Annotated in this window: 15 protein-coding genes and 1 pseudogene; 9 read left to right on the forward strand and 7 right to left on the reverse strand. The window is 67.1% G+C overall.

Annotated features, from left to right (window positions below; translation table 11 throughout):
- Positions 1-5 precede the first annotated feature (5 nt).
- Both KVT32_RS13160 and KVT32_RS13165 read right to left on the reverse strand, forming a co-directional pair.
- Positions 6-1,502, reverse strand: a pseudogene (locus KVT32_RS13160) (MFS transporter); the annotation flags it as partial.
- A 65-nt stretch (positions 1,503-1,567) separates the two neighbouring features.
- A complete protein-coding gene (locus KVT32_RS13165) occupies positions 1,568-2,071 on the reverse strand; it encodes a peroxiredoxin (protein ID WP_056326595.1) in 504 nt (167 codons plus the stop codon).
- Between the two features lie 251 nt (positions 2,072-2,322).
- Here KVT32_RS13165 and KVT32_RS13170 point away from each other — a divergent pair, with 251 nt between their 5' ends.
- Positions 2,323-2,745: a hypothetical protein gene (locus KVT32_RS13170; RefSeq protein WP_217618340.1), complete on the forward strand. Its 423-nt coding sequence runs from the start codon at positions 2,323-2,325 to the stop codon at positions 2,743-2,745.
- 30 nt (positions 2,746-2,775) lie between these two features.
- Here KVT32_RS13170 and KVT32_RS13175 read toward each other — a convergent pair whose 3' ends face one another.
- Together KVT32_RS13175 and KVT32_RS13180 are read right to left on the reverse strand one after the other, a co-directional pair.
- Positions 2,776-3,654 carry a dienelactone hydrolase family protein gene (locus KVT32_RS13175; protein WP_217618341.1) on the reverse strand — a complete coding sequence of 293 codons (879 nt, stop codon included), beginning with the start codon at positions 3,652-3,654 and terminating at the stop codon, positions 2,776-2,778.
- Between the two features lie 69 nt (positions 3,655-3,723).
- Positions 3,724-7,338, reverse strand: coding sequence for a DUF748 domain-containing protein (locus KVT32_RS13180; protein WP_217618342.1), 3,615 nt, complete (start codon positions 7,336-7,338; stop codon positions 3,724-3,726).
- Positions 7,339-7,504: 166 nt separating this feature from the next.
- On the opposite strand from KVT32_RS13180, the gene moaC reads away from it, so the two are divergent.
- From moaC to glp, 5 genes are read left to right on the forward strand one after another with little or no spacing between them, the layout of a single operon-like run.
- Positions 7,505-7,993, forward strand: coding sequence for a cyclic pyranopterin monophosphate synthase MoaC (moaC, locus tag KVT32_RS13185; protein WP_056326583.1), 489 nt, complete (start codon positions 7,505-7,507; stop codon positions 7,991-7,993).
- Positions 7,974-8,225: a MoaD/ThiS family protein gene (locus tag KVT32_RS13190; protein ID WP_056326580.1), complete on the forward strand. Its 252-nt coding sequence runs from the start codon at positions 7,974-7,976 to the stop codon at positions 8,223-8,225. The genes moaC and KVT32_RS13190 overlap by 20 nt, the downstream gene beginning before the upstream one ends.
- Positions 8,226-8,229: 4 nt before the next feature.
- The gene (locus KVT32_RS13195; protein WP_152382317.1) at positions 8,230-8,712 is read left to right on the forward strand and encodes a molybdenum cofactor biosynthesis protein MoaE; all 483 of its coding nucleotides are present in this window, start codon (positions 8,230-8,232) and stop codon (positions 8,710-8,712) included.
- Positions 8,709-9,230, forward strand: a complete 522-nt coding sequence (gene moaB, locus KVT32_RS13200; protein ID WP_152382318.1) for a molybdenum cofactor biosynthesis protein B — start codon at positions 8,709-8,711, stop codon at positions 9,228-9,230. The genes KVT32_RS13195 and moaB overlap by 4 nt, the downstream gene beginning before the upstream one ends.
- Before the next feature lie 3 nt (positions 9,231-9,233).
- Positions 9,234-10,439 carry a gephyrin-like molybdotransferase Glp gene (glp, locus tag KVT32_RS13205; protein ID WP_217618343.1) on the forward strand — a complete coding sequence of 402 codons (1,206 nt, stop codon included), beginning with the start codon at positions 9,234-9,236 and terminating at the stop codon, positions 10,437-10,439.
- Here the strand turns inward: glp and mobA are convergent.
- From mobA to KVT32_RS13220, 3 genes are read right to left on the reverse strand one after another with little or no spacing between them, the layout of a single operon-like run.
- Positions 10,424-11,065: a molybdenum cofactor guanylyltransferase MobA gene (gene mobA / locus KVT32_RS13210; RefSeq protein ID WP_279990832.1), complete on the reverse strand. Its 642-nt coding sequence runs from the start codon at positions 11,063-11,065 to the stop codon at positions 10,424-10,426. The two genes, glp and mobA, sit on opposite strands and share 16 nt — an antisense overlap.
- Positions 11,058-12,161 (reverse strand): GTP 3',8-cyclase MoaA, encoded by a 1,104-nt coding sequence (moaA, locus tag KVT32_RS13215; RefSeq protein WP_217618344.1) that lies wholly within the window; start codon positions 12,159-12,161, stop codon positions 11,058-11,060. The genes mobA and moaA overlap by 8 nt, the downstream gene beginning before the upstream one ends.
- A 7-nt stretch (positions 12,162-12,168) precedes the next feature.
- Positions 12,169-13,278 (reverse strand): substrate-binding domain-containing protein, encoded by a 1,110-nt coding sequence (locus KVT32_RS13220; RefSeq protein WP_062838739.1) that lies wholly within the window; start codon positions 13,276-13,278, stop codon positions 12,169-12,171.
- A gap of 158 nt (positions 13,279-13,436) precedes the next feature.
- On the opposite strand from KVT32_RS13220, the gene KVT32_RS13225 reads away from it, so the two are divergent.
- Genes KVT32_RS13225 through fdhF form a run of 3 tightly spaced genes read left to right on the forward strand, consistent with a single transcriptional unit; the run spans position 13,437 to position 18,461 of the window.
- The gene (locus KVT32_RS13225) at positions 13,437-13,994 is read left to right on the forward strand and encodes a formate dehydrogenase subunit gamma (RefSeq protein WP_152382321.1); all 558 of its coding nucleotides are present in this window, start codon (positions 13,437-13,439) and stop codon (positions 13,992-13,994) included.
- Positions 13,991-15,571, forward strand: a complete 1,581-nt coding sequence (locus KVT32_RS13230; RefSeq protein WP_152382322.1) for an NADH-quinone oxidoreductase subunit NuoF — start codon at positions 13,991-13,993, stop codon at positions 15,569-15,571. Before KVT32_RS13225 ends, KVT32_RS13230 begins: the two co-directional genes overlap by 4 nt.
- Before the next feature lie 13 nt (positions 15,572-15,584).
- Positions 15,585-18,461 carry a formate dehydrogenase subunit alpha gene (gene fdhF, locus KVT32_RS13235; RefSeq protein WP_152382323.1) on the forward strand — a complete coding sequence of 959 codons (2,877 nt, stop codon included), beginning with the start codon at positions 15,585-15,587 and terminating at the stop codon, positions 18,459-18,461.
- The last annotated feature ends 16 nt before the right edge of the window (positions 18,462-18,477 follow it).

Genomic DNA, 18,477 nt, shown 5'->3' on the forward strand with positions numbered 1-18,477 from the left:
GGGATTCAGGTGCCCGTGCGCCGCTGGCGTTCGGGCTCGGCCTCAGGGGTGACATCCGGGGCGGAATCTACTGCCGAATCCTGCCCGGCATTCGCCCCGGCGTCCGGTCCCGCCACCGGATCTGCAAAGGCGCCCATTGGCGCGTCGGCAGCAAGGGGGTCGGCTGGGGCGGGTTCCGCCGCGGCCTCGGGCGGCGCCGGCGCCGCGGACGGATCGGGCTGCACCATTTCCATGGCGATGTCGTTCTCGGGGTCCACCCGCGGATCCAGCACCGCCGCCGCCGGCGAGCTTTGCAGGGTGTCGGGCATCGGCACGAAATGCGTCGGCGCCTCGTCGACCTGGTGCGCGCCCGTGACGCGCGTCGGCCGCACCTGCCAGACCAGAATCACGGCGCACGCCGAGATGAACACGTAATACATGGCGGGGCCGCCCAGCGACATCATCCAGCCGGCGATCATGGGCCCGACGCAGGCGCCCAGGCCGTACGTCATGAGCAGCACCGCCGACAGGCTGACGCGGCGCTCGGACTCCACGTGGTCGTTGGCAAACGCCGCGCCCAGCGGATACAGCGTGAACTGCAGGATCCCGAAGATGCAGGACATGGCGACCAGCGCCCAGAACGGCAACGCGATCCAGCCCCACATGACGGCGGGCAGCAGGACCAGCAGCAAGGCGTTAAACCGGATGAGACCGGCGCGATTGATGCGGTCGGACAGCCAGCCCATCGGCCATTGCGACAAGAGGCCCGCCGTGACGGCGGCGGCAACGAAGATGGCGGCCTGCGAGGTGGACAGGCCGTTCTTGGCGCCGTAGACCGCCGCCAGGCCATAGAACGCGCCGGACAGGTTGCCCGCCACGAAAAGGACAGTCATGGACAGCGGCACGCGCCGCATGAAGAACCGCACGTCCAGCGGCGCAGGCAGCGGCGTGGGCGGGTGCGAGCGCGCCGTCACCGCGAGCGGCACCAGGCACAGCACCAGGCACATCGCAACCAGGGTGAGCGGACGCAGGTCGAGCGTGGCGTAGGCGGTGAGCGCCAATTGGCCGAGCACGGTGCCCAGGCCGGAAACGACCATATACACGGAGAACACGCGGCCGCGCTGGTGGTTTTCGGTCTGCTCATTGAGCCAGCTCTCGATCACCATGAACTCGGTCACCATCACGATGCCGGAGATGACACGGAACACCAGCCACAGCGGCATGGAATCGACCAGCGTCTGCGCCAGGATCATGCTGGTGGCGATGGCGGCACAGGCAACGAAGGCGCGGATGTGCCCGACGCGGATGATGAGCTTGTGTCCCAGCCGCGCGCCGCAGACAAGACCCAGGTAGTAGCCGGCGATCAAGGTGCCGATCCACACCTCGCTGACGGACTGCGCAGTCAGGCGCAGACCCATGTAGGTATTGAACAGACCCGTGCCGATGAGCATCAGCAAGGTCGCGAAATAGAGCGACGAGAACGATGAGATCGTGGAGAGCATGGCGTGGACAACCGCTGCTGGCTTTCAGCGCCGCGGGCCGCCGGGGCGGCCCGCAACACTGGCGGTAAAACAGGAACCTGCGGGGATCAGGCTTGCGAGAGCATGGTGGCCGCGTCGCTGACTTCGAACTTGCCAGGCGCTTCCACGTTCAGTTGCTTCACGACGCCGTCGACGATCAGGGCGGAGTAGCGCTGCGAGCGCACGCCCATGCCGCGCTGGACCAGGTCCAGTTCGAGGCCGAGTTCCTTGGTCCACAGCGCGGAGCCGTCGGCCAGCATGCGGACCTTGCCGTCGGTCTTCTGTTCGCGGCCCCAGGCGCCCATGACGAAGGCGTCGTTGACGGACACGCACCAGATCTCATCGATGCCCTTGGCCTTGAGGGCGGCGGCCTGTTCGACGTAGCCCGGCAGGTGCTTGGCCGAGCAGGTGGGCGTGAAGGCGCCCGGCACGGCAAACAGCGCGATGGTCTTGCCGCGGGTCAGGTCGGCGACCTGGAACGCGTTGGGGCCGAGCGAGCAGCCGGCGGTTTCGGTTTCGATGAATTCGGTCAACGTGCCATCGGGCACGCGGTCGCCGACTTTGATCGTCATGTAGATCTCCAGGATGAAAGGGGGCAATGCATTGAGGCAGGATCGCCTCACAGCCCCCATCATAGTTCGTGCGCGGCCGGCTTGCTGCCTTTGGCGTAAGCACGAAAAGAAGATGAACAGTTCGAAACGACTCCACACGGCAGCCTCACGGAGAGGAAACGCGCGCTTGCCATAATGCCGTGGTAAAGACATTGCCCGCCGCGGCCATGAGAGGCACTGCGCCGCGAATCGGGCCTTACAGGGAGATTTCGATGCGCAGATTCCTGACCGCCCTGACCTTGACCCTGACGGCCGCCGCCCCCGTGATGGCGGCCCCCGACGCCGCCGAGCAGGCCCAATACGATTCGTTTGTCGTGGCCGCCGGCGCATCAAACGGCGCCGCGCGCGCGTGCGGCGCGTCCGAACCCGACCTGGCGCAGCACCAGGACACGGCACGCAAGAACCTCACGCGCTATGCCGAGGAGTATGGGTTTGCCGCCAGCGGGTATGACGCCGAGTTTGCCAAGGGGCAAGCCGAGGGCAAGACAATGATGGAAGACATGAAGCGGTCCGGCGTCGATGGCTGCCGGGGCGTGCTGGGCGGGTTTCAGACCGAACGGGTGATGAAGTACGAGGATATGAAGCGCGCGCTGGCAGAGGTCAGCGACGGGCTGCCGGGGGAGAAGGCGCGGTAGCCCGTAGGCGCAGCCCGCGCCGCTCTTCCCTTACAACCCGTTCTGCTTGAACCAATCCAGCATCCGCGTCCACGCCTGCTCCGCTTCTGCCTTGCGATAGGACGGGCGGTAGTCGGCGTGAAAGGCGTGGCCCGCTTCGGGGTAGATGTCGATGCGGGAGGCCTTGGCGGCGGCGGAGCCCTTGGCCAGTTCCACGCGCATGCGGTCGACGTCGGTTTGCGAGATGCCGGCGTCCTTGCCGCCGTAGGCGCCCAGGACCGGGGCCTTCAGGTCATTGACGATAGCCAGGGCCGACTTGGGTTTGAGTTCGGAGGGGTCGCCCGCCAGTTGGCCGTACCAGGCGGCGCCGGCCTTGAGTTTGGGGTTGTGGGCGGCGTAGAGCCAGACCTGGCGGCCGCCCCAGCAGAAGCCGACGATGCCCAAGCGGTCCGGGTTGCCGCCATGCGCCGCCGCCCAGGCGGCGGTGGCGTCCAGGTCGGCGGTGACCTGTTTATCCGGGACCTTGCTGACGACCTCGGCCTGCAGTTTGGGGATTTCGGTGTACTTGGACGGGTCGCCCTGGCGCACGTAGAGTTCCGGCGCGACGGCGAGGTAGCCCAGGTGCGCCAGGCGCCGGCAGACGTCCTGGATGTATTCGTGCACGCCGAAGATTTCCTGGACGACGAGGATCGTGGGCAGGTTCTTCTTGCCTTCCGGCGCGGCGCGGTAAGCGGGGATCTTGCCGTCGGAAGTGGGGATCTCGACCTTGCCGGCCACGAGGCCCTTGGCGTCCGTGGCGATGGCAGTCTGTGCCGCCACCGGGCCTGCCGCCAGCGAGAAACCCGCCGCCGCGGAGGTAGCGAGAAAGCCTCGGCGGTCCAGCCGCAAGGGCGGGAGCAGGCTGTCGAAGTGCGCGTCCTGGTCTTTCATCGAAAAATCTCCGGGTAAAAGACGGGCACGGCGGGACGCGCCTCGCGTCCCTGCCGGGGCCTGCCAAGTTCACTTCAGGGAGAAGTCCACGCGCGAGGGTTGCCCCTCGTCCTTGATGCCATCGGCGTCCAGCTGCGACGCGACGATGAACACGCGATCCGCGAGTCCTTCCTGGGCTTGCAACTTCTCATAAACCGCCTGCGCGCGGGCATCGGCCAATTGGCGCAGCTGATCCTCGCCGACGGGGGCCGCCGCGCGCAGCATCGCTTCCATCTGCGCGGCCGGAATGGATTTGGCCATGCCGATGAAATTGCGCGGCTTGTCCTTGAGGTCGGTGTCATCGTAGACGGCTTCGAGGTATTTGGCACGTTCCGTCCCGGAGACCTCAACGCCCTTGGGATCGGGCTTCTTGCCGCGCGGCGCGACGTCCGCGGCCTTGGCGGCGCGGATCTTGGCGTCGACCCAGGCCTGGCGCAGGCCTTCCGTGTCGGTCTTGGGATCGGCGCGGCCGCTGATGTCCAGCTTCAGGGCCGGACGGTCGGCAAGCGCCTTGGTAAGGGTCTCGATGCGCTGGAGCGAGTCTTCGGTCAGCACGGCGCTGCCCGGCGCGAATTCGACATAGGACAGCTCTTCGCCGCCGCCGAACGCGGACGCGAGCAGGCTGAAGGGCGAGGTCACCGCCTTGACCACCAGGTTCATCAGCACGCGCACGACGATGCCGCCGACCGAGAACTCGGGGTCGTCCAGCGAGCCGGAGATCGGCAGGTTGATGTCGATGTTGCCGCGCGAGTCCTTCAGCAGCGCAACGGCCAGCAGCACGGGCAGCTTGGTGGCGTCCGGGCTGTTGGTCTTGTCGCCGAAGGTGAGCTGGTTGAGCACGACGTGATTGGTCGCCTGCAAGGCCCGGTTCTTGATCTTGTATTCCAGGTCGACCGACAGCTTGCCGCGTTTGATCGGATAGCCCACGTACTTGGCCGAATAGGTGTTGAAGCGCGGCAGGTCGACGCCCTTGGCCGAGGCCTTCAGGTCCAGCGTCAGGTACTTGGCGAAAGGCTGCACGATGCCGCTGATCGAGAGCGGCGCGGTCGTGTAGACGCGGCCCGTGACCTTGACCTTGGCGGGCTGGGGATTGGTGGACGAAACGGCGGTGATGTCGCCCTCGATGCTGGACAGTTCAGCGACGTAGTTCGGCTTGACGAAACGGTCGGTGAAGGTCATGCGGCCGCGGGTCAGCGTGACGCTGTTGACCGAAATGTCCGGCATGGCGGCCGCGCCGCTGCCCTTGGCCGGCGCAGTGGCCGCGGGCGGCGCGGGCGGCGGGGCCGGGGGCTCGGCGCTGCGGCCGGGTGTCTGGGTGTCTTGCGTGATCGAGCCGCCGGCCTGCCCGGGCGCGGCCACCAGATCCATGACGTTGAGCCGGCCCTGCGCGTTGAGCAGGATGCGGCCGTAGAAATCTTCAAGGGCGATATCGCCCAACCGCGCGCCGATCTTGTCGCCCGCCACGGAGATGTCCATGCCGGTAAAGCCCAGGCGCTTCCAGTTCAGGAAGTCGTCCTTGTTGACGCGGTCCTGCAGGTCCAGGTCGGTGATGTCGACGCCGCCCTTCCAGCCGGCCTTCATCGGCGCATTGCCGGCGGCGGCGGTGAATTCGGCGTTGCCCTTGGCGCTTAGCGTGACGGCGCGGACGGTGGCGTTCAGGCTGGAGGCGAAGTACGGCGCGAAGCTGGCGACGTTCAGGTTGGACAGGTCGACCGCGGTCTTGAGCGTGAGCGGCTGCGGCGTGAAGACCCCTTTGAGGTCCAGCTTGCCGTCGCCCTGGACGCCGGCTGCGGCCACCGTGAAGTTGCTGGGGCCCGGTCCCAGGGCTAGACGGTCGGCCGTGATGCGAAGGGACTGCATGGCGATGTCCAGCACCGGCTTGAGCGATTCGTCGCGGGCCTTGAACTGCGTCAGGTCGGCCTGCACGGCGGTGGCGGACGCATCGATCGCACCGCCCTTCTCGCGCACGTGCAGTTGCGCGGTGGCGCCCAGCCGGCCGTCGAGCAGGGTGATGGGCGCGGCGGAGCGCACGGCCGGCGCCAAGGGCGCCAGCGCGATGTTGCCCAGACGCACGTTCATGTCGAGCGACAGCGGCTTGATGACCAGCGGCCCCTTGGCGCGCAGCCAGCCGCCGTCGGTGCTGTTGTCCATGGTCAGCCACAGGTTGATGGGCTGGTCCGGCGGCTGCGGCAGCGCCACGCCTTCGACGGTGGCGGCCAGGCCGGTCATCACATAGTCCAGCTTGCTGACCGCATCGGTGACGTAGACCTCGCCTTCATGCAGGTTGAAGGCATCGAGCACGACCTTCCATTCGGCGGGCGCGGGGGCCGGCGTGGCGGGCGCGGGGGCCGGCGTGGCGGGCGCTTGACCGGCGGGCGCCGTGGCTGCTTGGTCTGGGCGCGGTGCCGGAGCTTGAGCGGCCGGCGCGGCGGGCGCGTGACCGGCCGGCGCAGGAACCGGCGCAGGCGCGCCGGCCGCGCCCGGCGCAACCTGCGGCCCGCTTGGGGAAAGCGGCTTCAGGCCGCTGGCCTTGCGCATCTCGTCCCGCACGGGCGTGGCCGTCGGTTCCACGCCGCCCAGCGCCTTCAATCCCGCGACGACGTCCTGCCAGTTCAGGTGTTCGTTGGCGTGACGACGCACATGGATTTGCGGCGCCCAGAGGCCGACCTCGCCGATATACACCTGCCGCGCAATCGGCTCCAGTTCCAGCCGGCTGACGGTCAATGCGCTCCAGGCGGCCAGATTGCCGCCGGACGGGTCGCGCACGTCCAGGCGGCGCAACCCCAGGTCGCCGACGATGCGGATCTTGGGCGGCGCGTCCTTGGGCTGCTCGAAGACGACCTGCAGATTCGAGTCGAGCAGCGCGCGCTCGACCTTGAAGGGAAGCGGCATGGGCCAGACGTCGGCCCACTTCTCGAGCTGCAGGCCGTCGAAGGCCACGCGCAGCGTGGACGAGGGGACCACATCGAACGGCCGCGCCACGCCGGTCAGGTCGAAAGGGCTGCCGTTGATGCGCAGGTGCAGGCGCGGCTGCACGTCGATATCGGTGGCGTAGCCGAAGGTCGAGATGAACGGCACCCCGATGGTGAACTCGTCCACGACCTGCTTGCGGCCGGTGACCTTGTCGTCCAGCGTGATGGCGCCGTCCTCGATCACCATGTTGTTGAGCGAAAAGCGCGGCAATCCTTCGTCCGGCTTGGGCGGCTCTTGGGGCTTGGCGGCGGCCAATTCGGCCACGCGTTGTTCTATGTCAGAGAAATTGAAGCGCAGGACGTCTTCGCGGACGATGGCGATGTTAGGCTGCCGAAGCGTCAGACGGTCGACCACCGGCGCGAACCAGAACAGCGATGTCCACGACGCGCTGGCATCCAGTTCAGCCAAGGTCAACAGCGGCGTCTGCGAGCCAGGCTGCGCCACGGTCAGGTCTTGCGCGCGGACGGTCAGCGTGAACGGATTGAAGGTGATCTTGCCGACGGAAACGTCGCGCCCGATCATCTTTGCGACGTCATCGGTCAGCACGCCGTGCAGCACTTTCGGCACCTGCCACGCTGCCACGCCAAACAGAATCAGCACGAACGCCACAATACCCAGGAGAATCTTGCCGGCGCGTCGGGTGAACCGTAGCTTGGGCATCCGCACGGGCATTGAAAGTCTCCTGATACACATTGAAGGCGATCCAACCTTCCTCTGACTGCTGGCGCGATTATCGCGCCCCCTTAACTGCTCGTCTATCATAGGCGGAACAGCGGACCCCGCCGGCCAGCCCGGCCCCGCTCTTTTCATTCATTAACAATTCTTGATCCCGATTTCCATGTCCGAGACCACCCCCACCTTGAGTCACCTGGACGAAGCCGGCCAGGTCCGCATGGTCGACGTCATCGCCAAGACGGACACCGAGCGCGTGGCGGTTGCCGCCGGCAGCATCCGCATGAACGCCGTCGCCTATGGCCTCTTGACCCAACCCGGCCAGGGCAAGGGAGAGGTGCTCAACACGGCGCGCGTGGCCGCGATCCTGGCCGCCAAGCGCTGCGCCGACATGATCCCCCTGTGCCACAGCCTGCCGCTCGCGTTCGTCGGCGTGGAATTCGCCTTGAACGACGCCGAGCATCGCATCGACATCCTGGCCACCTGCCGCACCAGCTACAAGACGGGCGTCGAAATGGAAGCCATGATGGCGTGCAGCGTGGCCGCACTGACCATCTACGACATGTGCAAAGCTGCCGACAAAGGTATCGTGATCGAACAAGTTCGCCTCAAGTACAAGGCGGGAGGTAAAAGCGGTGAATGGCGCAACGATTAATCTTCTGTACTTCGCGCGCGTTGCCGAACTGGTCGGCAAGCGCACCGAAACCTGGCCCCTCGCGGGCGAATCCACCGGCGCGCAGTTGCTGGCCGCGTTGGGCGAACGCTATCCCCAATTGGAACCGGCCACGCGCCTGAAGCTGGCCATCAACCAGACGCACGCCAAGCCCACCGCCCCGATCCGCGCGGGCGACGAGGTCGCGGTGTTCGAACCGGTCACCGGAGGCTGACGCCATGATCCGCGTCCAGGAAGCCGACTTCGACGGCGCGGCGCTGACCGCCGCGCTGCGGGAATCCGCCGGCCCCGGCGTGGGCGGCATCGTGACGTTCGTGGGCTACGTGCGCGACTACGCGCCCGATACCCCCACCGACACGCTTTTTCTCGAACACTATCCGGGCATGTGCGAGCGTGAGCTCGAAGAAATCGCCGCCACGGCCCGCGCGCGCTGGAACCTGGCAGGCACGGTCATCGTGCACCGCGTGGGCGCGCTGCACCGCAACGCGCAGATCGTCTTCGTGGCGGCGGCCAGCGCCCATCGTGGCGACGCCTTCCGCGGCTGCGAATACATCATCGACGCGCTCAAGACGCGCGCGCCCTTCTGGAAGCGCGAGACCCTCGCCGGCGGCGACAGCTTCTGGGTGGAACAGCGCCAATCCGACCAGGACCGCACGGACGCCTGGAATGAAGACACTGCCGACAACAAGGAGAATCCATGAGCGAAGCCACCCCGGTCCCGCTGGGCTGCGGCGTACTGACCATCAGCGACACCCGCAGCGCAGGTGACGACACGTCCGGCAATCTGCTGGCGCACAGCCTGGCGCATGCCGGCCATCAGTGCGTGCGCCGCGACATCGTGCGCGACGACATCTACCAGATCCGCCGCGTCATCAGCGACTGGATCGCCGACCCCGAGGTGCAGGTCATCCTGACCACCGGCGGCACGGGCTTCTCGCATCGCGACCACACGCCGCAGGCCATCCTGCCGCTGCTGGATCGCGAAATTCCGGGCTTCGGCGAACTCTTCCGCCAGATTTCCTACACCGAGATCGGCAGCTCCACGATCCAGTCGCGCGCGTTCGCGGGGTCGGCCAACCAGACCCTGATCTTCTGCCTGCCGGGCTCGAACAACGCGTGCGAGACCGCCTGGACCAAGATTCTGCGAGAGCAGCTCGACAGCGGCCACGGCCCCTGCAATTTCGCCTCGCAGTTTTCGAAACGCGAACTAGAAGCCTGACCCATGCTGGATTTCGATCAAGCCCAGACCCTGCTGGCCAACGCCGCCGCCCCCCTTCAACGCACCGAACACGTCGACCTGACGCAGGCCAGCGGCCGCGTTCTGGCCACGCACCTTGACGCCACCGTGGACATTCCACCGGCCGACAACAGCGCCATGGACGGCTATGCCCTGCGCCTGGCCGACTGGAACCCGCAAGCGCGCCTGCCGATCCAGCAGCGCTGCTACGCGGGCGACGTGCCCGAACCCTTAAAACCCGGCCACGCCATTCGCCTGTTCACGGGCAGCGTGATCCCGGCGGGCGCAGATGTGGTCGTCATGCAGGAAGACACCACCGAAGCCGACAACCACGTCCAGATTTCGCGCGAACCCCGGCTGGGCCAGCACATTCGCCGCCGCGGCGAAGACACGATGGCGGGCGCCGCGCTGCTGCCGGCGGGCACGCTGCTGCAGGCCGCGCACGTCGCCCTGCTGGCCTCGCAAGGCATGGCAACGATTCCCGTCTACGGCCAGCTTCGCGTCGGCATCCTGACCACGGGCGACGAGCTCGTCCTGCCGGGCCAGCCGCGCGCCACGGAACAGATCTACAACTCCAACGGGCCAATGCTGGCCGCGATGGTGCGCGGCATGGGCGCCCTGCCCGTTCACGTGCTGCATGCCCGCGATACCGAAGCCGATCTGCTGGACGCCTTCAAGACCCTGCTGGCCGATTGCGATCTCGTGCTGAGCGTGGGCGGCGTGTCGGTGGGCGAACGTGACCTCGTCAAACCGGCGCTGGCCGCGCTGGGCGGCGAATTGTCGCTGTGGAAGGTGCGCATGAAGCCCGGCAAGCCGGTGGCCCTGGCGCAGATCGATAGCAAGCCGGTCGTCAGCCTGCCTGGCAATCCGGTGTCGGCCTATGCCGTGTTCGCCACGCTGGTGACGCCGCTGATGCGCCGCATGCAGGGCCGCGAAGACATCTTCCCGCCGGTCAGTCAGTTGCCGCTGCGCACCGCGCAGCCGCGCCAGGACAGCCGCGAGGAATTCCTGCGGGTGCAATGCCGCGTGGCCGACGAAGGCGGCAGCGAACTCGTGCCGTACGGCCATCAGGGATCGGGCGTGATCAGTTCATTGCCGTGGTCCACCGGCTTGGCGCGCCTGCCGGCCGACGTGCTGGTGCAGGACAGGGACACGGTCGCGTATTACGACCTGCGTCACTGGCTGGCGTAGCGCTCGGCCAGCGCCAGGTCTTCTGGCGTATTGACGTTCATGAAGGCATGCGGCGGGCAATCGTCGAACACCGCTTCGACCGCGCCCGCCCTCGCCTGCCAGAGACCCACCTTGCGGTCGCCTGACCGCAGATATTCCCGCAGGTTCGGCAGCAACGACGTGCGCAGCGCCATGCAGGCCGAATGGCGCTGGCCGTTGGCCGCGGCATAGGCCAGCGGCGCATCGGCCGCGGCAGCCGCGCCGATCAGGCGCGCGGCCAGATCTTCCGGCAGGAAGGGCGTATCGCAGGGCACCACCACCAGCCACTGCGCGGCGGATTCGGGCGGCGTAGCAGCCGACGCCTGCAGCGTCTGCAGCGCCGTCGCGATACCCACCAGCGGACCCTGCCAGGCGCCCAGTTCGCGTTCGCCATCGGCAACGACGTCGCCATACTGCGCGTAACGTTCCGGGTGCCGGTTGGCGCTGATGATGAGGCGGCCGACCTGCGGCGCAAGCCGGCGCACGATGTGCGCGACCATGGGTTCGCCGTGCAGCGCGACCAGTCCCTTGTCCTGATGATTCATGCGGGAACCCTGCCCGCCGGCGAGGATCAGGCCGGCCAGCCCGTCGCGTTGAAATTCAGCCACCGATGTAGCTCATCTCGATCTTGCGCGATGGGTCCGCCATGTTCTGGCCGCGCAGTTCGGAATAGTTGTCCCCGCGCGCAGACCAGATGCCCGCCAGGATGCGCGCCAGTTCCTCGTCCGTCGCGCCATCGCGTAGCGGCGCGCGCAGGTCGTGGCCTTCGTGGGCGAAAAGGCACAGGTAGAGCTTGCCTTCGGGCGACAGGCGCGCCCGCGTACAGCCGCCGCAGAAGGCGTGCGTGACGCTGGAGATGACGCCGATCTCGCCGCCGCCGTCCACGTAGCGCCAGCGCTCGGCGACGCGCCCCATTTCGACCGATTCCACGGGTTCCAGCGGATACACGGCGCCGATGCGATCCAGCACTTCGCGCGATGGCACCACTTCGGCGAGATTCCAGCCGTTGCTGTTGCCCACGTCCATGTATTCGATGAAGCGCAGGACGTGGCCGCTGTGGCGAAAGCGTTCGGCCATGGGCAGGATCTGCCCGTCGTTCAGTCCCTTGCGCACCACCATGTTGACCTTGACGGGCGCCAGGCCCGCGTCCGCCGCGGCGTCGATGCCGCGCAGCACATCGTCCGGCGTGAAGCCGCTGTCGCTCATGCCCTGGAACATGGCGGCGTCCAGCGCGTCCAGGCTGACCGTCACGCGCGTGAGCCCGGCGCTTTTGAGCGCGGCGGCCTTGCGCGCGAGGACGCTGCCGTTGGTGGTGAGGGTGAGGTCCAGCGGCCGGCCCAGCGGCGTGCGCAGTTCGGCCAGCATGCCGACCAGGTTTTCGATGTGCTTGCGCAGCAGCGGCTCGCCGCCGGTCAGGCGGATCTTTTCGACGCCCAACTGCGTGAAGATGCCGGCCAGCCGGCTGATTTCTTCGAACGACAGCAGCGCCGAATGCGGCATGAAGCTGTAGCTGCTGTCAAAGACCTCGCGCGGCATGCAATAGGTGCAGCGGAAGTTGCAGCGGTCAGTGACGGAAATGCGCAGGTCGCGCAGCGGACGCGCGCGCTGGTCCAGCGCGGGCTGCCCGTTCGGCGGACGTTCGCCAGGCTGGGCAAAAGGCCGTGGCGGACTCCGGTGATCGGCAAGGATTATCACTTTGCTCATTGGCACATCATATCCCGGCGGATCGCGGCGCGCGTTCCCGCGGAAAGGCCTCTTCCAGGGTCTGCAGCCGGCCGGTGTCGCGGGCGTCGTAGCCGACAAGCTGGCCCACGTAACCGACATAGTCCGGGCCGCGCATGATGGACAGCAGGTCCTGCATGGCCGGCGTGTCCAGCGACGCCTTGCGGATGGCAAAGAAATAGCGCTCGCGCACCAGCGGAATGAAGTCCAGCCCGAAGCGGCAGGCCGCCGTCTCCACGCCGACCCCTGTGTCCGCCATGCCGCTGGCAATGTGCGCCGCGATCGCCATGTGGGTGAATTCGTTGGTTTCGTAGCCCTGCACTTCGCCGATGGACACGCCGGCGCGCTGCAGCATCAGGCCGACCAGATAACGCGTGCTGGAGCCGATCTGCCGGTTCACGAAGCGCACGTCGCTGCGGGCCAGGTCCGCCATGCCGCGGATCTGCTTGGGATTGCCGGCCGTGACGAACAATCCCGTATTGCGCACGGCCAGATGGATGAGCATGTATTCGTCGGCGTTGAGCCACTGCGCATAGCGTTCCATGATGGGAGATTCGAAATCGCCCAGCGGCACCTGAAAGCCCGCGAGGTCGCATTCGTGCCGTTCCAGCGACGCCAGGGCCTCGATTGCCGTGCGATAGCGCAGTTCCAGGCCGGGCGTGCGGTTGCCCATGTGCTGCATCAGGGATTCCACGGCAAAACCGTGGCTGGCGTGCAGGCGCAGGTGCGGGCCGCTTTCCGGCAGCAGGCGTTCAAGCTCTTCCTGCAATTCGGAGGCCATGCTGTCCAGCGTGGGCATCAGCCGCGCCTCGATGCGGCGGTTGGCCCATAGCAGCCGCTGCGCAAAGGGCGACAACTGCGTGCCCTGGCGGCGGTTGGTGATGAGCAGTTGCGTGCCGAAGATGGACTCGAAGCGCCGCAACACGCCCCACGCGTGCCGGTAGGACAGGCCGCAGGCGCGGCAGGCGCCCGCGATGTTGCCGGTGGCGTCGATGGCCGCCAGGAGCGCAAGCATGTCCTGCAACGGCACGGGCGTCGCCTCGTCGTCTCCGCCCAATGTCCATTGCGGCCGCAGGCCGATTCGGAACTTATATGTCATTTATTTCTTATTGAAGGCGTTCAAGTACCTCGTTAGAGTACACAAATAACGCGGCGGACGCGCGGTTTATATGTTTTTTTAAACATATTAATTGACCGTGATCCACCCGCCACATAAGCCCCCGTTGATGGGGTCACGCAACACAGGAGGAGACCGACGTGCACCTGCGCGAGGCAAAATCCGATCTGGCATCCAGCGGTGGCGCCCGGGGCGGCAAGCTGGCCCTGGACGCCGCTCAGGCATCCGCCACCCCGGCCATCGCGGCCACGGCCCGCATCCTTGCCCGGCTGAAAGACCAGCCCGGCCCGCTGCTGCCGGTGCTGCATGCGGTGCAGCACGAACTGGGCTGTATTCCGGCCGAGGCGGTGCAGACCATCGCCGAGGCCCTGAACCTCTCCCGCGCCGAAGTCCACGGCGTCATCACGTTCTACCCCCATTTCCGCACCGAGCCGGCCGCGCGCCACACGCTGGAGGTCTGCCGGGCCGAGGCCTGCCAATCCATGGGCGGCGAACGCCTGGCCGCCCATGCGCGCGCCGCGCTGGGCTGTGATTTCCACGCCAGCACCCCGGACGGCAACTTCACGCTGGAGCCCGTGTATTGCCTGGGCCTGTGCGCGCAGTCGCCCGCTGTCATGATCGACGGCCAGCCCCACGCCCGCGTTACCGAAGCCAAGCTGGACCGCCTGCTGGCCCGCACGCTGGAGGACACGCCATGAGCGCCCCCGTCGTCATCTACGTGCCGCGCGACGCCGCGGCGCTGGCCATGGACGCCGATACCGTTGCCCGCGACATCGAGCGCATGGCCGATCAGCGCGGCCTGTCCGTGCAGGTGGTGCGCAATGGTTCGCGCGGCCTGCTGTGGCTGGAACCCCTGGTTGAGATCGCCACGCCGCAAGGCCGCATCGCCTATGGGCCCGTGCAGCCGGAAGACGTGGCCTCGCTGTTCGACGCCGGCTGGCTGACGGGCGGCGAACACGCGTTGCGCCTGGGCCTGACCGAGGAAATCCCCTACCTCAAGCACCAGGAGCGCCTGACCTTCGCCCGCGTCGGCGTGATCGATCCGCTGTCCCTGCAGGACTACGCCGCGCATGGCGGGTTGCAAGGCTTGAAGCGCGCGCTGGCCATGGCGCCGGCGCAGATCGTCGACGAAATGGTGGAATCCGGCCTGCGCGGCCGCGGCGGCGCGGCGTTTCCCACCGGCATCAAATGGAAGACCGTGGCGGGCACGCCCGGCGACACCAAATACATCGTCTGCAACGCCGACGAAGGCGACTCGGGCACCTTTGCCGACCGCCTGCTGATGGAAGGCGACCCGTACGTCCTGATCGAAGGCATGACGATCGCGGGCCTGGCGGTCGGCGCGACCTACGGCTACATCTACGTCCGCTCCGAATACCCCCACGCCATCGCCACGCTTGAAGCCGCGATCGCGCGTGCCCGCAGCGTCGGCTGGCTGGGCGACGACGTGCACGGCAGCGGCCGCCGCTTCGACCTGGAAGTGCGCAAGGGCGCGGGCGCCTACATCTGCGGCGAAGAAACCTCGCTGCTGGAAAGCCTGGAGGGCAAGCGCGGCGTGGTGCGCGCCAAGCCGCCGCTGCCCGCCATCTCGGGCCTGTTCGGCAAACCGACCGTCATCAACAACGTCATCTCGCTGGCCACCGTGCCGATCATCCTGGCCAAGGGCGCGGCGTATTACCGCGACTACGGCGTGGGCCGTTCGCACGGCACGCTGCCCTTCCAGCTGGCCGGCAATCTCAAGCAAGGCGGGCTGGTGGAGAAGGCCTTTGGGCTCAGCCTGCGCGACCTGCTCTACGAATTCGGCGGCGGCAGCGCGTCCGGCCGGCCGCTGCGCGCGGTGCAGGTGGGCGGACCGCTGGGCGCCTACCTGCCCGAATCGCAATGGGACGTGCCGCTGGACTACGAAGCCTACGTCCAGATCTCGGCCATGATCGGCCACGGCGGACTCGTCGCCTTCGACGACACCGTGGACATGGCGCGCATGGCGCGTTACGCCATGGAGTTCTGCGCCATCGAGTCCTGTGGCAAGTGCACGCCGTGCCGCATCGGCTCCACGCGCGGCATGGAAACCATCGACAAGATCGCGGCCGGCAGCCAGAGCCGCGAACAGCGCGAACAGCATGTGCATCTGCTGCGCGACCTGTGCGACACGATGCTTGGCGGTTCGCTGTGCGCGCTGGGGGGCATGGCGCCCTACCCGGTGCTGTCCGCGCTGAACCATTTTCCGCAGGACTTCGGCATCGAGTCCTCCCAGTCTGCCGCCCACGCGGCCTGAACCCGAGACCGCCATGCTAGAAACCGTCATCAAGCGCGATCGCGACATGGGCACGCCGGCGCGCGTGTCCGAAAAGACCGTCACCCTGACCATCGACGGCCAGGAAGTCACCGTTCCCGAAGGCACGTCGCTGATGCGCGCGGCCGCGGACGCCGGCATCAACATCCCCAAGCTCTGCGCCACCGACAGCCTTGAACCGTTCGGATCGTGCCGCCTGTGCCTTGTGCAGATCGAAGGCCGCCGCGGCTATCCCGCGTCCTGTACGACGCCGGCCGAGAACGGCATGGTCGTCTTTACCGAAACGCCAAAGCTGCACGACCTGCGCCGCGGCGTGATGGAGCTGTACATCTCGGACCATCCGCTCGATTGCCTGACCTGCCCGGCCAACGGCGATTGCGAGCTGCAAGACATGGCCGGCGTCGTGGGCCTGCGCAACGTGCGCTACGGCCAGGACGGCGCCAACCATCTGAAGGCCGAGAAGGACGAGTCCAACCCCTACTTCACGTTCGACGCATCCAAGTGCATCGTCTGCAACCGCTGCGTGCGCGCCTGCGAGGAAACGCAAGGCACGTTTGCCCTGACGATCTCCGGCAAGGGTTTCGACTCGCACGTATCGGCCGGCCAGGACCAGCCCTTCCTGGATAGCGAATGCGTGTCCTGCGGCGCCTGCGTGCAGGCCTGCCCCACGTCCACCCTGCAGGAAAAGACCGTCATCATGATGGGCCAGGCCGAGCACTCGGTCGTGACGACCTGCGCCTACTGCGGCGTGGGTTGCGGCTTCAAGGCCGAAATGAAGGGCCAGGAAGTCGTGCGCATGGTGCCGTGGAAGGACGGCCAGGCCAACCGCGGCCATTCCTGCGTGAAGGGACGTTTTGCCTGGGGCTACGCCACGCACAAGGAACGCGTGCTCAAGCCCATGATCCGCAAGCACATCACCGATTCCTGGAAGGAAGTGTCCTGGGACGAGGCGATCAACTACGCGGCTTCCGAATTCCGCCGCATCCAGAGCCAGTACGGGCGCGATGCGGTCGGCGGCATCACGTCCTCGCGCTGCACCAACGAAGAAACCTGGCTGGTGCAGAAGCTGGTGCGCGCCGCCTTCGGCACCAACAACGTCGATACCTGCGCGCGCGTGTGCCATTCGCCCACCGGCTACGGGCTGAAGCAGACGCTGGGCGAATCGGCCGGCACGCAGACGTTTGACTCCGTCATGCACACCGACGTGGTCATCGTGATGGGGGCCAACCCCAGCAGCGGCCATCCCGTCTTTGCTTCGCGCCTGAAGCGCCGGCTGCGCGAAGGCGCGCGGCTGATCGTCATCGACCCGCGCCGCATCGAACTGGTCAGCTCGCCGCACATCAAGGCCGACTTCCACCTGCAGGTGCGGCCGGGCACCAACACGGCGCTGCTGTCCTCGCTGGCGCATGTCATCGCCACCGAGGGCCTGATCGCCGAGGATTTCGTGGCCGAGCGCTGCGAAGAAAAGGCCTTCAAGGAATGGCGCGACTTCGTGTCGCTGCCCGAGAACTCGCCGGAAGCCATGGAAGAAATCACCGGCGTGCCCGCGCAGGCGGTGCGCGGCGCAGCGCGCCTGTTTGCCACCGGCGGCAATGGCTCCATCTACTACGGCCTGGGCGTCACCGAGCACAGCCAGGGCTCGACCACCGTCATGGCCATTGCCAACCTGGCGATGGCCACCGGCAACATCGGCCGCGAAGGCGTGGGGGTGAATCCGCTGCGCGGCCAGAACAACGTGCAGGGGTCGTGCGACATGGGCTCGTTCCCGCACGAACTGCCCGGCTACCGCCACATCTCGGACAACACCGTGCGCGCCCAGTTTGAAAAGGACTGGGGCGTCACGCTGCAGCCCGAGCCCGGCCTGCGCATCCCCAACATGTTCGAGGCCGCGCTGGGCGGGTCCTTCAAGGGCCTGTACTGCCAGGGCGAAGACATCGTGCAGTCCGATCCCAACACGCAGCACGTGGCGGCATCGCTGGCGGCCATGGAGTGCATCGTCGTGCAGGACCTGTTCCTGAACGAGACCGCCAAGTACGCGCACGTGTTCCTGCCGGGTTCCTCGTTCCTGGAAAAGGACGGCACCTTCACCAACGCCGAGCGCCGCATCTCGCGCGTGCGCAAGGTGATGGAACCCAAGAACGGCAAGTCGGACTGGGAAGTGACGGTGGCGCTGTCCAACGCGCTGGGCTACCCGATGAACTACAAGCACCCGCGCGAAATCATGGAAGAGATCGCGCGGCTGACGCCCACGTTTGCCGGCGTCACGTACGACAAGCTCGACAAGCTGGGCAGCCTGCAATGGCCGTGCAACGACGACGCGCCGGAAGGCACGCCGATCATGCACATCGACCAGTTCGTGCGTGGCAAGGGCCGCTTCATGATCACCAAGTACGTGCCCACCGACGAGCGCAGCACGCGCCGCTTCCCGCTGCTCTTGACCACGGGCCGCATCCTGTCGCAATACAACGTGGGCGCGCAGACCCGCCGCACGCCCAACGTGATGTGGCACGGCGAGGACGTGCTGGAAATTCATCCGCAGGACGCCGAGGACCGCGGCGTGGCCGAAGGCGACTGGGTGGGCATCCAGAGCCGCGCCGGGGAAACCGTGCTGCGCGCGACGCTGACCGACCGCGTGCAGCCGGGCGTGGTATACACCACGTTCCACTTTCCCGAGTCCGGCGCCAACGTCGTCACCACCGACAGCTCCGACTGGGCGACCAACTGCCCCGAATACAAGGTCACGGCCGTGCAGGTGACGCGCGTGTCGCAACCGTCGGAATGGCAGCGGCAATGGTCGCGATTTGCGGACATCCAGCAAAAGCTCCTGCGCGAACGCTCGCGCGAGAGCGAGGCGGCGCTGACCGGGAAGTAACCGACAGCCAGCCAGG

This window comes from Achromobacter sp. GbtcB20 (assembly GCF_019091095.1).
In the GTDB taxonomy this organism is placed as follows: Bacteria; Pseudomonadota; Gammaproteobacteria; order Burkholderiales; family Burkholderiaceae_B; genus Achromobacter; species Achromobacter mucicolens.

Bases quoted from the DNA above. Each gene is read 5' to 3' on its own strand.
- KVT32_RS13165 (WP_056326595.1), bottom strand. From the start codon at position 2,071: ATGACGATCAAAGTCGGCGACCGCGTGCCCGATGGCACGTTGACCGAA.
- KVT32_RS13170 (WP_217618340.1), top strand. From the start codon at position 2,323: ATGCGCAGATTCCTGACCGCCCTGACCTTGACCCTGACGGCCGCCGCC.
- KVT32_RS13175 (WP_217618341.1), bottom strand. From the start codon at position 3,654: ATGAAAGACCAGGACGCGCACTTCGACAGCCTGCTCCCGCCCTTGCGG.
- KVT32_RS13180 (WP_217618342.1), bottom strand. From the start codon at position 7,338: ATGCCCGTGCGGATGCCCAAGCTACGGTTCACCCGACGCGCCGGCAAG.
- moaC (WP_056326583.1), top strand. From the start codon at position 7,505: ATGTCCGAGACCACCCCCACCTTGAGTCACCTGGACGAAGCCGGCCAG.
- KVT32_RS13195 (WP_152382317.1), top strand. From the start codon at position 8,230: ATGATCCGCGTCCAGGAAGCCGACTTCGACGGCGCGGCGCTGACCGCC.
- moaB (WP_152382318.1), top strand. From the start codon at position 8,709: ATGAGCGAAGCCACCCCGGTCCCGCTGGGCTGCGGCGTACTGACCATC.
- glp (WP_217618343.1), top strand. From the start codon at position 9,234: ATGCTGGATTTCGATCAAGCCCAGACCCTGCTGGCCAACGCCGCCGCC.
- moaA (WP_217618344.1), bottom strand. From the start codon at position 12,161: ATGAGCAAAGTGATAATCCTTGCCGATCACCGGAGTCCGCCACGGCCT.
- KVT32_RS13220 (WP_062838739.1), bottom strand. From the start codon at position 13,278: ATGACATATAAGTTCCGAATCGGCCTGCGGCCGCAATGGACATTGGGC.
- KVT32_RS13230 (WP_152382322.1), top strand. From the start codon at position 13,991: ATGAGCGCCCCCGTCGTCATCTACGTGCCGCGCGACGCCGCGGCGCTG.
- fdhF (WP_152382323.1), top strand. From the start codon at position 15,585: ATGCTAGAAACCGTCATCAAGCGCGATCGCGACATGGGCACGCCGGCG.